This window comes from Polaribacter sp. HA6-7 (assembly GCF_055693625.1).
This window is the reverse complement of sequence record NZ_CM146338.1, coordinates 952,368-967,842: the sequence shown is the minus strand read 5'-3', so window position 1 is coordinate 967,842 and position 15,475 is coordinate 952,368. Positions and strand designations below refer to the sequence as shown.

The window sequence follows — 15,475 nt, the reverse complement described above, 5'->3', positions numbered from 1 at the left end:
ACCGCCTAATGGTAAATTACCAATAGACCAAATTCCGAAGTAAATGAATTTACAGTTCCACCCGTTGCTGTATGACTAATATAAGTTAACCCTGATGGTAAGTTTTCGATTAAACTAACTCCGGTAGCATTACTTGGCCCGTTATTTACAACGTTTAATGTAAACTCAACTATATCACCTACGTTTGCTACAGATTGGCTTACTACTTTGTTAGTTACTAAATCTGTAATTTTTATTGGTGTTGTAGTTGCATCATCATAATCATCTTCGGTAGGATTACTATTTCCTGGTGTTGATGTTGGATCTTCTTGATCTGATGAAGTTACTTCTGCTGTATTTGTATAATTACCAGTGGCATTTACCATTGCAGTAATAACTAAGGTTTCATTTTCTGATGCTGTTACAGCACCAACATTCCATGATCCGAAACTTCACTATAAGTTCCTACAGAAGCAACAGCACTAACAAAAGTATAACCAGTTGGTAATTGATCTACTACATTTACTCCGGTAGCATTATTTAAACCATTATTGGTTAATGTAATTGTAAAGTTTACAGTACCACCCACATTTGGCGTATCTACATCAACTTCTTTTAATAAAGTTAAATCTGCACTTTCTTTTACATCTACAGTTACAATTGCTGTTGTACAATTTACTGGATTTAAAACTTCACATATCTGATATTCTATTTCATAAGAACCACCTGGTGTTCCTGAAGGTACACTGATAATTCCTGTTGATGGATCTATTGTTGGAACTGGCGCACCGAGACACTAAAGGTGTTGCAGGAGTAACTATAGAAATAACCACTTCATCAATTAAAACTGGTACTCCGTTTAAAGTATCAGATCCACTTCCATTGTCGGTTAAAACATTTCCTACGTTATCATCTCCATTATAACCATCAACATTACCAATTATATCATCATTAGCTACAATTGGCCCTGTACCTACAACTACCGTTACTATTGCATCATCACAATTTGTTGGATTTAATTCCTCACAAATGCTATAACCAATTTTATATGTACCTGCTGGAGTTCCGGATGGAACGCTAACAATACCTGTTGATGGGTCTATTACTGGTACAGTAGCACCTGGTGTTAATGGTGTTGCTGGTGAAACTACCGTTAAATTTACAGCATCAATATCAACAGAACTTCCATTTAAAGTATCTGCTCCATCTCCATTATTTGCCAACACATTTCCTACGTTTGCACTACCATCTAAACTATTTACTGGCTTCGAACTGAAATCATCATTTTCTGCCACAATAATAGCCTCTTCAACAACTACAATTACTTTAGCTATATCACAATTTGTCGGGTTTAAAACTTCACATATTTGATATTCTAATTCGTATGTTCCTGCTGCTGTTCCTGGAGCAACATCTACAGTTCCATCTCCGTTTAATGTTAATGCATTATTTGGGTCTGCAGTTATTAACTTTAATGTTACTTCATCAGAATTTACTAAAACACCGTTTAAAGTATCATTATCAAAAACATTAACTACAGCTACTTTACCTTCAAATCCATTTACAGGCGTTACAGGAATATTATCAACTGCAACAATCTCTCGGTGAATCAACTACAACTATAACAGTTGTTGTATCACAATTATTTGGATTTAAGTTTTCACAAATAGTGTATTCTATAGTATACGTTCCGCCTGGTGTACCAACTGGCACACTTACAATACCCGTAGCAGGATCTATTACAGGAACCGGTGCTCCTGCAATTGGAGTTGCTGGTGTTTTTATAGTAATTGTTACATCTGCAAGTACTACAGGAATACCATTTAGAGTATCGTTATCTAAAGCATTTCCTACATTAGGTTCTCCATCTAACCCATTTACTGGACTTAATGAATAATCATCTACAATCGCATCTATACCAGCCTCTTCTACTACAACTGTAGCTTCTGCTGTATCGCAATTTGTAGGATTTAAAACTTCACAAATTGTATATAGATACACATAAGTTCCTGCAGGTGTATTTGGTGCAACTGTAATTGTACCATCTGCATTCATAGTCAATCCTCCGAAGTTGTTGTTGGTGCAACTCCTGCAGTTAAATTAACATCTGCTGGTGAAACTAACACTCCGTTTAATGTATCATTTAATAATACACTTGCAGTATTTGCTCCATCTAATCCATTAATAGGCATTGCAGAAAAATCATCATTAATAGCATCTATTTTTGCTGGATCTACAGTTACGGTAATTGTTGCCGTATCACAATTATTAGGATTTAATATCTCACAAATAGAGTAATTTATCTCATAATCTCCTGCAGGTGTTCCAGGAGGAATGCTTATAATTCCTGTTGATATATCTACACTTGGTACAGGTGCTCCTGGCAATTTAGGTGTTGCCGGTGCAATTATTGATATTGCAACATCAGATACATCTGTTGATACTCCGTTTAGCGTATCATTACCATCAGTATTATCATCAAATAAGTTACCTACATTTGAATTACCGTTTAATCCATTTCCTCCTGCTATCACGTCATCTTCTGCAACAATTGGAGCTGCTTCTACAACTACTGTTACAACAGCGGTGTCGCAATTACCTGGTGGATTTGGTTCTAACTTATCACATATAGAGTATGTGATTGTATAAGTATCTGCAGGTGTTCCTGCTGGTACAGTTATATTACCTGTTACTACATCAATTACTGGTACTAATGCTCCTGCAACTATTGGTGTTGCCGGATTAACTATCGAAATAATAACATTATTTCTAGTTGCTGCATCTCCATCTAAAGTATCAAAACCATCACCAGTATCACTAGTTAAAATATTTCCTACTAATGATTCTCCTTCTATCCCGTTAACCGGACTATTTGTAAAGTCATCATTAGTTGCTATAATATTTAATGGAGAATAACCTATCGTTACTGTAGCTTGATTAGAAATATTACCATCATTATCATCAACTGTATAAGCTATTGGTGTTGGATCTTGTGTATAACCAACTTCCGGAGTAAATGTTATTGATCCTGATATAGCATCAACAAACCAAGTTCCTTCTCCTGGAATCACAAAACTTATTACATCTCCATTAGCATCTTTATTAACATTTGTAGCTGTACCAACTGGTACAATTAAACTTACTGTTGTTGGATCTATACTTCCTGATGCATCTGAATCGGCATCATTAGACGTTACATCCACAGTCACTAAGTTTCCTGGCACATTATTTAAATCAGTATCACTTGTTGCTACCGGCGCTTGTGCTACATAACCTGCACTAGCAATTGCTGTTGTGCTCTCTCCGGTAATTGTCTCTGTTAATGTGTAAACTATTGGTGTTGGATCTGCTGTAAATGTTGGGTCCGGATTAAATGTTAAATCATCTGTAGTTGGATCATAACTCCAAACTCCTTCGCCTGATACATCTAATGTCAATGGATTTCCATCTCCGTCTGAATCATTTGGATCAATACTTATCGTAGCATTCCCTGTCGATGGATTTGTATCTACTGGACTTCCATCACTCAACGTATCATTAACTGAAATGTCTGACAATACTGCATCAACTCCTGTTACAATACCACTTACGCTATCATCTGTAGCTACTGGTGATACTTCATTATAAGTAACTGTTACTGTTGCTGAAGTTGCATTGCCTTCTGCATCACTTACCGTATAACCAATCACTGTTGGATCTGTTGTAAAGCCTGCTTCTGGATCGAAGGTTAAACTACCTGATCCGTCATAAGACCAAACTCCTTCACCCGCTACTGTTAATTGATAATCCGATGCTCCTGGTGTACCACTCACAACTGCTCCTGCTGGTAATGGGTTTGCTGTACTTCCAAACACAAAAGTGTTCGCTACAACTGCATCGCCCTCTGTATCATTACCTAAAACATTTAGTGTAACATCTGATGCTACCGTATTGCCTAAACTCTCATCATTTACTGCTACTGGTACATAATCTACCGTTACTGTAGCTGGCGTAGCACTTACATTCCCATCATTATCCGCTATGTTATAATCTATAGGTGTTGGGTCATCTGTAAAACCTGTTAATGGTGTAAAAGTAATTGATCCCGTAACTTCATCAACATTCCATGTTCCTTCTCCTGGTACTGTAACACTTGTTACATCATTGTTTCCATCTACAACATTTGTAGTGGCTCCCGATGGAACTACCAAACTTACCCTAGTTGGATCAATTACACCATCTGAATCAGTATCTGCTCCTGCTCCTGTTAATGGATCTAATGTTACTGCGCCTGCTGGATTTGATGATGAAATATCATCATTCGCTGTTGGGGCAACTTCTTGATAATCGATCGTTACTGTTGCAGTATCTGTTAAACCTGTTTGATTCTCTGTTAAAGTATAAACTATAGGCGTTGGATCTGCTGTGAAATTAGATGCAAATCCTCCTAATATCGTTTCAGGGTAAATACAATCTCTCCATTTGCTGAATTATAATTCCAAGTTCCTTCTCCTGCAACTACCAAGACATCTTGAACGCCTGCTGTAGATGGATCTAAATCTAAAGTCGTATTCGTTGGACTTGCTGGTGTTACGCCATCACTTAATAAATCATCCGTTAAAATCTGTAACGGTGCACTTGGTTGTGTTGTCGTATTTAAAGTTACATCTGTATTGTCATTCGCTACCGGTGGTAACTCTCCATAAGTAACTGTTACTGTAGCTGAAGTTGCATTGCCTTCTGCATCACTTACCGTATAACCAATCACTGTTGGATCTGTTGTAAAGCCTGCTTCTGGATCAAAGGTTAAACTTCCTGATCCATCATAAGACCAAACTCCTTCACCTGCAACTGTTAATTGATAATCTGATGCTCCTGGTGTACCACTCACAACTGCTCCTGCTGGTAATGGGTTTGCTGTACTTCCAAACACAAAAGTGTTCGCTACAACTGCATCGCCCTCTGTATCATTACCTAAAACATTTAGTGTAACATCTGATGCTACCGTATTGCCTAAACTCTCATCATTTACTGCTACTGGTACATAATCTACCGTTACTGTAGCTGGCGTAGCACTTACATTCCCATCATTATCCGCTATGTTATAATCTATAGGTGTTGGATCATCTGTAAAACCTGCTAATGGTGTAAAAGTAATTGACCCTGTAACTTCATCAACATTCCATGTTCCTTCTCCTGGTACTGTAACACTTGTTACATCATCGTTTCCATCTACAACATTTGTAGTGGCTCCCGATGGAACTACCAAACTTACCCTTGTTGGATCAATTACACCATCTGAATCAGTATCTGCTCCTGCTCCTGTTAATGGATCTAACGTTACTGCGCCTGCTGGATTTGATGATGAAATATCATCATTCACTATTGGAGCAACTTCTTGATAATCGATCGTTACTGTTGCAGTATCTGTTAAACCTGTTTGATTCTCTGTTAAAGTATAAACTATAGGCGTTGGATCTGCTGTGAAATTAGATGCAAATCCGCCTGATATCGTTTCAGGGTAAATACAAGCTCTCCATTTGCTGAATTATAATTCCAAGTTCCTTCTCCTGCAACTACCAAGACATCTTGAACGCCTGCTGTAGATGGATCTAAATCTAAAGTCGTATTCGTTGGACTTGCTGGTGTTACGCCATCACTTAATAAATCATCCGTTAAAATCTGTAACGGTGCACTTGGCTGTGTTGTCGTATTTAAAGTTACATCTGTATTGTCATTCGCTACCGGTGGTAACTCTCCATAAGTAACTGTTACTATAGCTGATGTTGCATTGCCTTCTGCATCACTTACCGTATAACCAATCACTGTTGGATCTGTTGTAAAGCCTGCTTCTGGATCGAAGGTTAAACTACCTGATCCATCATAAGACCAAACTCCTTCACCTGCAACTGTTAATTGATAATCCGATGCTCCTGGTGTACCACTCACAACTGCTCCTGCTGGTAATGGGTTTGCTGTACTTCCAAACACAAAAGTGTTCGCTACAACTGCATCGCCCTCTGTATCATTACCTAAAACATTTAGTGTAACATCTGATGCTACCGTATTGCCTAAACTCTCATCATTTACTGCTACTGGTACATAATCTACCGTTACTGTAGCTGGCGTAGCACTTACATTCCCATCATTATCCGCTATGTTATAATCTATAGGTGTTGGATCATCTGTAAAACCTGCTAATGGTGTAAAAGTAATTGACCCTGTAACTTCATCAACATTCCATGTTCCTTCTCCTGGTACTGTAACACTTGTTACATCATCGTTTCCATCTACAACATTTGTAGTGGCTCCCGATGGAACTACCAAACTTACCCTTGTTGGATCAATTACACCATCTGAATCAGTATCTGCTCCTGCTCCTGTTAATGGATCTAACGTTACTGCGCCTGCTGGATTTGATGATGAAATATCATCATTCACTATTGGAGCAACTTCTTGATAATCGATCGTTACTGTTGCGGTATCTGTTAAACCTGTTTGATTCTCTGTTAAAGTATAAACTATAGGCGTTGGATCTGCTGTGAAATTAGATGCAAATCCGCCTGATATCGTTTCAGGGTAAATACAATCTCTCCATTTGCTGAATTATAATTCCAAGTTCCTTCTCCTGCAACTACCAAGACATCTTGAACGCCTGCTGTAGATGGATCTAAATCTAAAGTCGTATTCGTTGGACTTGCTGGTGTTACGCCATCACTTAATAAATCATCCGTTAAAATCTGTAACGGTGCACTTGGCTGTGTTGTCGTATTTAAAGTTACATCTGTATTGTCATTCGCTACCGGTGGTAACTCTCCATAAGTAACTGTTACTATAGCTGATGTTGCATTGCCTTCTGCATCACTTACCGTATAACCAATCACTGTTGGATCTGTTGTAAAGCCTGCTTCTGGATCGAAGGTTAAACTACCTGATCCATCATAAGACCAAACTCCTTCACCTGCAACTGTTAATTGATAATCCGATGCTCCTGGTGTACCACTCACAACTGCTCCTGCTGGTAATGGGTTTGCTGTACTTCCAAACACAAAAGTGTTCGCTACAACTGCATCGCCCTCTGTATCATTACCTAAAACATTTAGTGTAACATCTGATGCTACCGTATTGCCTAAACTCTCATCATTTACTGCTACTGGTACATAATCTACCGTTACTGTAGCTGGCGTAGCACTTACATTCCCATCATTATCCGCTATGTTATAATCTATAGGTGTTGGATCATCTGTAAAACCTGCTAATGGTGTAAAAGTAATTGACCCTGTAACTTCATCAACATTCCATGTTCCTTCTCCTGGTACTGTAACACTTGTTACATCATCGTTTCCATCTACAACATTTGTAGTGGCTCCTGATGGAACTACCAAACTTACCCTAGTTGGATCAATTACACCATCTGAATCAGTATCTGCTCCTGCTCCTGTTAATGGATCTAATGTTACTGCGCCTGCTGGATTTGATGATGAAATATCATCATTCACTATTGGAGCAACTTCTTGATAATCGATCGTTACTGTTGCGGTATCTGTTAAACCTGTTTGATTCTCCGTTAAAGTATAAACTATAGGCGTTGGATCTGCTGTGAAATTAGATGCAAATCCGCCTGATATCGTTTCAGGGTAAATACAAGCTCTCCTGTACTATCATTATAATTCCAAGTTCCTTCTCCTGCAACTACTAAGACATCTTGAACGCCTGCTGTAGATGGATCTAAATCTAAAGTCGTATTCGTTGGACTTGCTGGTGTTACGCCATCACTTAATAAATCATCCGTTAAAATCTGTAACGGTGCACTTGGCTGTGTTGTCGTATTTAAAGTTACATCTGTATTGTCATTCGCTACCGGTGGTAACTCTCCATAAGTAACTGTTACTATAGCTGAAGTTGCATTGCCTTCTGCATCACTTACCGTATAACCAATCACTGTTGGATCTGTTGTAAAGCCTGCTTCTGGATCGAAGGTTAAACTACCTGATCCATCATAAGACCAAACTCCTTCACCTGCAACTGTTAATTGATAATCCGATGCTCCTGGTGTACCACTCACAACTGCTCCTGCTGGTAATGGGTTTGCTGTACTTCCAAACACAAAAGTGTTCGCTACAACTGCATCGCCCTCTGTATCATTACCTAAAACATTTAGTGTAACATCTGATGCTACCGTATTGCCTAAACTCTCATCATTTACTGCTACTGGTACATAATCTACCGTTACTGTAGCTGGCGTAGCACTTACATTCCCATCATTATCCGCTATGTTATAATCTATAGGTGTTGGGTCATCTGTAAAACCTGCTAATGGTGTAAAAGTAATTGACCCTGTAACTTCATCAACATTCCATGTTCCTTCTCCTGGTACTGTAACACTTGTTACATCATCGTTTCCATCTACAACATTTGTAGTGGCTCCCGATGGAACTACCAAACTTACCCTAGTTGGATCAATTACACCATCTGAATCAGTATCTGCTCCTGCTCCTGTTAATGGATCTAACGTTACTGCGCCTGCTGGATTTGATGATGAAATATCATCATTCACTATTGGAGCAACTTCTTGATAATCGATCGTTACTGTTGCGGTATCTGTTAAACCTGTTTGATTCTCCGTTAAAGTATAAACTATAGGCGTTGGATCTGCTGTGAAATTAGATGCAAATCCGCCTGATATCGTTTCTGGGTAAATACAAGCTCTCCTGTACTATCATTATAATTCCAAGTTCCTTCTCCTGCAACTACTAAGACATCTTGAACGCCTGCTGTAGATGGATCTAAATCTAAAGTCGTATTCGTTGGACTTGCTGGTGTTACGCCATCACTTAATAAATCATCCGTTAAAATCTGTAACGGTGCACTTGGCTGTGTTGTCGTATTTAAAGTTACATCTGTATTGTCATTCGCTACCGGTGGTAACTCTCCATAAGTAACTGTTACTATAGCTGAAGTTGCATTGCCTTCTGCATCACTTACCGTATAACCAATCACTGTTGGATCTGTTGTAAAGCCTGCTTCTGGATCGAAGGTTAAACTACCTGATCCATCATAAGACCAAACTCCTTCACCTGCAACTGTTAATTGATAATCCGATGCTCCTGGTGTACCACTCACAACTGCTCCTGCTGGTAATGGGTTTGCTGTACTTCCAAACACAAAAGTGTTCGCTACAACTGCATCGCCCTCTGTATCATTACCTAAAACATTTAGTGTAACATCTGATGCTACCGTATTGCCTAAACTCTCATCATTTACTGCTACTGGTACATAATCTACCGTTACTGTAGCTGGCGTAGCACTTACATTCCCATCATTATCCGCTATGTTATAATCTATAGGTGTTGGATCATCTGTAAAACCTGCTAATGGTGTAAAAGTAATTGACCCTGTAACTTCATCAACATTCCATGTTCCTTCTCCTGGTACTGTAACACTTGTTACATCATCGTTTCCATCTACAACATTTGTAGTGGCTCCCGATGGAACTACCAAACTTACCCTAGTTGGATCAATTACACCATCTGAATCAGTATCTGCTCCTGCTCCTGTTAATGGATCTAACGTTACTGCGCCTGCTGGATTTGATGATGAAATATCATCATTCACTATTGGAGCAACTTCTTGATAATCGATCGTTACTGTTGCGGTATCTGTTAAACCTGTTTGATTCTCCGTTAAAGTATAAACTATAGGCGTTGGATCTGCTGTGAAATTAGATGCAAATCCGCCTGATATCGTTTCAGGGTAAATACAAGCTCTCCTGTACTATCATTATAATTCCAAGTTCCTTCTCCTGCAACTACTAAGACATCTTGAACGCCTGCTGTAGATGGATCTAAATCTAAAGTCGTATTCGTTGGACTTGCTGGTGTTACGCCATCACTTAATAAATCATCCGTTAAAATCTGTAACGGTGCACTTGGCTGTGTTGTCGTATTTAAAGTTACATCTGTATTGTCATTCGCTACCGGTGGTAACTCTCCATAAGTAACTGTTACTATAGCTGAAGTTGCATTGCCTTCTGCATCACTTACCGTATAACCAATCACTGTTGGATCTGTTGTAAAGCCTGCTTCCGGATCGAAGGTTAAACTACCTGATCCATCATAAGACCAAACTCCTTCACCTGCAACTGTTAATTGATAATCCGATGCTCCTGGTGTACCACTCACAACTGCTCCTGCTGGTAATGGGTTTGCTGTACTTCCAAACACAAAAGTGTTCGCTACAACTGCATCGCCCTCTGTATCATTACCTAAAACATTTAGTGTAACATCTGATGCTACCGTATTGCCTAAACTCTCATCATTTACTGCTACTGGTACATAATCTACCGTTACTGTAGCTGGCGTAGCACTTACATTCCCATCATTATCCGCTATGTTATAATCTATAGGTGTTGGATCATCTGTAAAACCTGCTAATGGTGTAAAAGTAATTGACCCTGTAACTTCATCAACATTCCATGTTCCTTCTCCTGGTACTGTAACACTTGTTACATCATCGTTTCCATCTACAACATTTGTAGTGGCTCCCGATGGAACTACCAAACTTACCCTTGTTGGATCAATTACACCATCTGAATCAGTATCTGCTCCTGCTCCTGTTAATGGATCTAACGTTACTGCGCCTGCTGGATTTGATGATGAAATATCATCATTCACTATTGGAGCAACTTCTTGATAATCGATCGTTACTGTTGCGGTATCTGTTAAACCTGTTTGATTCTCTGTTAAAGTATAAACTATAGGCGTTGGATCTGCTGTGAAATTAGATGCAAATCCGCCTGATATCGTTTCAGGGTAAATACAAGCTCTCCATTTGCTGATCATTATAATTCCAAGTTCCTTCTCCTGCAACTACTAAGACATCTTGAACGCCTGCTGTAGATGGATCTAAATCTAAAGTCGTATTCGTTGGACTTGCTGGTGTTACGCCATCACTTAATAAATCATCCGTTAAAATCTGTAACGGTGCACTTGGCTGTGTTGTCGTATTTAAAGTTACATCTGTATTGTCATTCGCTACCGGTGGTAACTCTCCATAAGTAACTGTTACTATAGCTGATGTTGCATTGCCTTCTGCATCACTTACCGTATAACCAATCACTGTTGGATCTGTTGTAAAGCCTGCTTCTGGATCGAAGGTTAAACTACCTGATCCATCATAAGACCAAACTCCTTCACCTGCAACTGTTAATTGATAATCCGATGCTCCTGGTGTACCACTCACAACTGCTCCTGCTGGTAATGGGTTTGCTGTACTTCCAAACACAAAAGTGTTCGCTACAACTGCATCGCCCTCTGTATCATTACCTAAAACATTTAGTGTAACATCTGATGCTACCGTATTGCCTAAACTCTCATCATTTACTGCTACTGGTACATAATCTACCGTTACTGTAGCTGGCGTAGCACTTACATTCCCATCATTATCCGCTATGTTATAATCTATAGGTGTTGGATCATCTGTAAAACCTGCTAATGGTGTAAAAGTAATTGACCCTGTAACTTCATCAACATTCCATGTTCCTTCTCCTGGTACTGTAACACTTGTTACATCATCGTTTCCATCTACAACATTTGTAGTGGCTCCTGATGGAACTACCAAACTTACCCTAGTTGGATCAATTACACCATCTGAATCAGTATCTGCTCCTGCTCCTGTTAATGGATCTAATGTTACTGCGCCTGCTGGATTTGATGATGAAATATCATCATTCACTATTGGAGCAACTTCTTGATAATCGATCGTTACTGTTGCGGTATCTGTTAAACCTGTTTGATTCTCCGTTAAAGTATAAACTATAGGCGTTGGATCTGCTGTGAAATTAGATGCAAATCCGCCTGATATCGTTTCTGGGTAAATACAAGCTCTCCTGTACTATCATTATAATTCCAAGTTCCTTCTCCTGCAACTACTAAGACATCTTGAACGCCTGCTGTAGATGGATCTAAATCTAAAGTCGTATTCGTTGGACTTGCTGGTGTTACGCCATCACTTAATAAATCATCCGTTAAAATCTGTAACGGTGCACTTGGCTGTGTTGTCGTATTTAAAGTTACATCTGTATTGTCATTCGCTACCGGTGGCTTATTAACAATAATTGTTTCTGTTAAATCATCACCAACATTTGTAGGGTCTACTTGATCTCCTGATGCTCTCGAAGTAGTATTTATAATTGAGTTACCGAAGTGTTAGCATTAACTGTAGCTGTAATATTTAAAGTTACACTTGCGTTAACCGCTAAGTCACCAATTGTCCAAATTCCGTAACCTGAATTATAAGCCCCTGAACTGTCATCACTTACATAAGTAACTCCTGCTGGTAAATTATCTGTTAAACTTACTCCTGTTGCAGCAGTTGTTCCTCCGTTATTTGTAACTACAATTTTGTAAATAATTGTATCTCCTTCATTAGGAGTTGGATTATCTACCTCTTTAGTTGTTACTAGATCTGAACTATTTATAGGTGTAACTGGTACTTCACTATAATCATCTTCTGATGGATTGTTATTATTAGGTGTTGAATCTAAATCATGTTGATCTGCACCTGTTACTTGTGCTACATTATCATAATTTCCTGTACCTAAAACTTTAGCTGTAATAGACAATGTTGCTGAAGCTCCGTTTGCTAAAGCACCAACAGTCCAAGCTCCGTAAACGCTATTATATGTGGTTGTACCGGAAAGTACTGATGAAACATAAGAATAACCGAGATGGTAATTGATCTGTAACAATTATTCCTGTTGCAACACTTGGTCCTGCGTTATTTACTGTTAAATTAAATACTGCATTTTCACCAACATTTGGTGTTGCATTTACTACTGTCTTTAAAAGACTTATATCAGCTACATCTCTTGGTGTACTAGAAATACTATTTGTATTATTAGCTGAATTACTATCAGCTTCTGTACTCGTAACATTTGCTGTATTTGTATACACGCCAGTTGCTAATACTGTTGCAGTAATATTTAAACTTGTTGTTGTTCCGTTAGCTAAACTACCAATAGTCCAAACGCCAGTACCAGGAACATAAGCTCCAGCACTATCATCACTTACCCAAGAATATCCGAAGGTAAAACATCGTTAGAAATTACATTAGTTGCATCACTAGGTCCATTATTTGCTATTTCTATGGTAAAGACAACATTAGAACCAACATCTGGTGTTGCATTGTCTATTCTCTTCATTAAAGCAAGGTCTACTAATGGTGATGGTGATGGTGTTACTGTTGAAAAATCATCTCCTGTTCCATCATTTACTGTAGAATCTGGATCTGCTTGATCACTACTTGTTACTTCTGCATCATTTTTATAAACTCCACTTTCTAAAACTGTGGCTACTATTTGAATTGTTTCTGTTGTTCCTGCTATAATTGGTCTTGATACAGTCCATAACCCCGTTGTACTATTATACATTCCTGCTGTTGGACTTGCACTTACAAACTGGTAACCTGTTGGTAATTGATCTGTAATTACAACATTTGTAGCATCACTTGGTCCTGCATTGCTTACATCAATAGTAAACGTAACATTATCGCCAACATTTGGCGAAGATATATCTACAACTTTAGATACAGATAAATCTGCTCTTTCTACAGGTGTAACAACTACCTTTTCTTGATCATCTTCTAAAATATCATTATTACCAGGTGTAGAGTTTTCATCTACTTCTGTAGTACCTGTAATTTCGGCAATATTGTCATAATCTCCTGTTGGTAAAACTGTTGCTTCAATCTCTAAAGTAGCATTTGTAATTCCTAAATTTCCAATGGTCCAAGAACCTGATACTGAATCATAAGATCCAACAGATGGTGTTGCTCCTACAAAACTATAACCACTTGGTAATTCATCTGAAACCACAACTCCTGTTGCGTTACTTGGTCCTGCATTTGTTACTGTAATTGTAAATTTAACATTGCTACCTACATTAGGTGAAGAAACATCAACTCCTTTAGTTAAACTCAAGTTAACTAAAGGATCTCTAGATACTGTTACCTCATCTTGATCATCTTCTGTTAAATCATCATTGTTTGGTGCAGAATCAACATCTGTTTCTGTTGCACTTGTAATTTCTGCAACATTTGTATAATTTCCTGTAGCTAATACAGTTGCTGTAACATTTAAAGTAGCTGTTGTTCCGTTTGCTAAATTTCCTATAGTCCAAACACCCGTAGCTGGCACGTAACTTGCGCCACCAGTATGACTTACTAAAGTATATCCTGATGGTAATTGATCTGTAACTACTACTCCTGTTGCGTTACTTGGTCCGTCATTAGATACAATTACTGTAAATACCACATCCGTACCTGCCACAACTTGCACGTTATCTACAGATTTTGTTAACGATAAATCTATTAAAGGTGTTGGTGTTGTGCTTGTAGTAGAATAATCATCTTCGGTTACAGCTCCATTATTTTCTGTAGAGTTTGGATCAAATTGATCTGTTGCAGTAACTTCAGCATCATTTTTATATTCATTAGCAGCACCTGTTGCAGCGTTTACCATCGCTACAATATCTAAATATTCTGTTTTTCCGTTTAAAACACTTCCTGAAAGCGTCCAATTACCAGTAGCTGAATCATAAGCACCTGAAGTTGCTGTATAACTTACAAATGTATAACCTACAGGTAATTGATCATTAACTACTACTGATGTAGCATCACTTGGGCCTGAATTTGTTAAAGCAAGTGTAAACTTAACATTATCCCCTACTATAGGAGTTGATTCATCTACTGTTTTAACAAGTGATAAATTAGCCACCTTTGTTGGTGTAATATCTACTTGTGCTTGATCATCTTCTGTAATAGTGTTGTTACCAGGTGTAGAATCTGGATCTTGTTGATCTGAATGAACTACTTCTGCTACATTATTATAATTACCCGAATCATTAATAATTGCATCAATTTCTAAAACTGAAGATCCTCCTGCTGCTATAGTACCTATAACCCAAGAACCAGTTGCTGGTGTATAAGCTCCAGAACCATTATCGGCATCATACGAATATCCTGTTGGTAAATATTCTACCACATTAACTCCTGTAGCAATACTTGGTCCTGCATTATTAACAGTAATTGTAAATTTAACTTTTTCGCCAACTAAATAACTTGAACCATTTGCTGGTGCACTTACCGTTTTTGTTAAATTTAAATCTGCAACAGATACTGGAACTGTTGCTTCAGAATCTTGGTTATTAGAAGTATCTGAATCTGTTTCATTTGTTGCTGATATTGAAGCGGTATTGTTATATGAACCTGACGCATTAACTGTAGCCGTAATATCTAAACTTTCTGATGCTCCATTTGCTAAATTCCCAACAGTCCATACAATTCCTGTTCCGGAGGCTGGTGTAGAATCATCGATACTTGCGCCACCTGTTGCAGAATTAGAACTTACATATGTATAACCGAGATGGTAACACATCTGAAACAGCAATACCAGTAGCATTACTTGGTCCGTTATTATTTACAGTTATCGTAAATATAACGTTAGAACCCACATTTGGAG

The 15,475-nt window shown here is 38.4% G+C and carries 16 protein-coding genes and 1 pseudogene; 1 reads left to right on the top strand and 16 read right to left on the bottom strand.

From position 1 onward, the window contains the following. Positions 1–5 precede the first annotated feature (5 nt). The 5 genes from ACZ1HD_RS05365 to ACZ1HD_RS05345 form a co-directional block, all read right to left on the bottom strand. Complete coding sequence (locus ACZ1HD_RS05365; RefSeq protein WP_472688838.1) at positions 6–365, bottom strand: DUF11 domain-containing protein; 360 nt, start codon at positions 363–365, stop codon at positions 6–8. 35 nt (positions 366–400) lie between these two features. Continuing rightward, complete coding sequence (locus ACZ1HD_RS05360; RefSeq protein WP_472688837.1) at positions 401–568, bottom strand: hypothetical protein; 168 nt, start codon at positions 566–568, stop codon at positions 401–403. Between the two features lie 124 nt (positions 569–692). Next, the gene (locus ACZ1HD_RS05355) at positions 693–1,592 is read right to left on the bottom strand and encodes a hypothetical protein (protein ID WP_472688836.1); all 900 of its coding nucleotides are present in this window, start codon (positions 1,590–1,592) and stop codon (positions 693–695) included. Continuing rightward, entirely contained in the window at positions 1,564–2,034 is a 471-nt protein-coding gene (locus ACZ1HD_RS05350; protein WP_472688835.1) for a hypothetical protein, read from the bottom strand. Before ACZ1HD_RS05350 ends, ACZ1HD_RS05355 begins: the two co-directional genes overlap by 29 nt. A gap of 2 nt (positions 2,035–2,036) precedes the next feature. Then, on the bottom strand, positions 2,037–4,169 hold the full coding sequence (locus ACZ1HD_RS05345; RefSeq protein ID WP_472688834.1) for an Ig-like domain-containing protein: 2,133 nt from the start codon (positions 4,167–4,169) through the stop codon (positions 2,037–2,039). On the opposite strand from ACZ1HD_RS05345, the gene ACZ1HD_RS05340 reads away from it, so the two are divergent. Next, complete coding sequence (locus tag ACZ1HD_RS05340) at positions 4,147–4,302, top strand: hypothetical protein (protein WP_472688833.1); 156 nt, start codon at positions 4,147–4,149, stop codon at positions 4,300–4,302. The genes ACZ1HD_RS05345 and ACZ1HD_RS05340 overlap by 23 nt on opposite strands. 103 nt (positions 4,303–4,405) lie before the next feature. On the opposite strand, the gene ACZ1HD_RS05335 is transcribed toward ACZ1HD_RS05340, so the two are convergent. The 11 genes and pseudogenes from ACZ1HD_RS05335 to ACZ1HD_RS05285 all read right to left on the bottom strand — a co-directional run bounded on the left by ACZ1HD_RS05335 (position 4,406) and on the right by ACZ1HD_RS05285 (position 15,467). Further along, complete coding sequence (locus ACZ1HD_RS05335; protein ID WP_472688832.1) at positions 4,406–5,341, bottom strand: Ig-like domain-containing protein; 936 nt, start codon at positions 5,339–5,341, stop codon at positions 4,406–4,408. A gap of 80 nt (positions 5,342–5,421) precedes the next feature. Beyond that, positions 5,422–6,399, bottom strand: coding sequence for a hypothetical protein (locus ACZ1HD_RS05330; protein ID WP_472688831.1), 978 nt, complete (start codon positions 6,397–6,399; stop codon positions 5,422–5,424). An 80-nt stretch (positions 6,400–6,479) separates the two neighbouring features. After that, on the bottom strand, positions 6,480–7,457 hold the full coding sequence (locus ACZ1HD_RS05325) for a hypothetical protein (RefSeq protein ID WP_472688830.1): 978 nt from the start codon (positions 7,455–7,457) through the stop codon (positions 6,480–6,482). 80 nt (positions 7,458–7,537) lie between these two features. Next, positions 7,538–8,515 (bottom strand): hypothetical protein, encoded by a 978-nt coding sequence (locus tag ACZ1HD_RS05320; protein WP_472688829.1) that lies wholly within the window; start codon positions 8,513–8,515, stop codon positions 7,538–7,540. A gap of 80 nt (positions 8,516–8,595) precedes the next feature. Further along, a complete protein-coding gene (locus ACZ1HD_RS05315) occupies positions 8,596–9,573 on the bottom strand; it encodes a hypothetical protein (RefSeq protein ID WP_472688828.1) in 978 nt (325 codons plus the stop codon). An 80-nt stretch (positions 9,574–9,653) separates the two neighbouring features. Beyond that, positions 9,654–10,799, bottom strand: coding sequence for a hypothetical protein (locus tag ACZ1HD_RS05310; RefSeq protein ID WP_472688827.1), 1,146 nt, complete (start codon positions 10,797–10,799; stop codon positions 9,654–9,656). After that, positions 10,765–11,691, bottom strand: a complete 927-nt coding sequence (locus ACZ1HD_RS05305; RefSeq protein ID WP_472688826.1) for a hypothetical protein — start codon at positions 11,689–11,691, stop codon at positions 10,765–10,767. The genes ACZ1HD_RS05310 and ACZ1HD_RS05305 overlap by 35 nt, the downstream gene beginning before the upstream one ends. 451 nt (positions 11,692–12,142) lie before the next feature. Beyond that, positions 12,143–12,706 carry a hypothetical protein gene (locus ACZ1HD_RS05300; protein WP_472688825.1) on the bottom strand — a complete coding sequence of 188 codons (564 nt, stop codon included), beginning with the start codon at positions 12,704–12,706 and terminating at the stop codon, positions 12,143–12,145. Next, complete coding sequence (locus tag ACZ1HD_RS05295; RefSeq protein WP_472689288.1) at positions 12,636–12,911, bottom strand: hypothetical protein; 276 nt, start codon at positions 12,909–12,911, stop codon at positions 12,636–12,638. Before ACZ1HD_RS05295 ends, ACZ1HD_RS05300 begins: the two co-directional genes overlap by 71 nt. Next, positions 12,900–15,391 (bottom strand): annotated as a pseudogene (locus ACZ1HD_RS05290) (hypothetical protein); the annotation flags it as partial. The gene ACZ1HD_RS05295 and the pseudogene ACZ1HD_RS05290, both read right to left, overlap by 12 nt. Continuing rightward, positions 15,354–15,467, bottom strand: a complete 114-nt coding sequence (locus tag ACZ1HD_RS05285) for a hypothetical protein (RefSeq protein ID WP_472688824.1) — start codon at positions 15,465–15,467, stop codon at positions 15,354–15,356. The pseudogene ACZ1HD_RS05290 and the gene ACZ1HD_RS05285, both read right to left, overlap by 38 nt. Positions 15,468–15,475: the final 8 nt, after the last annotated feature.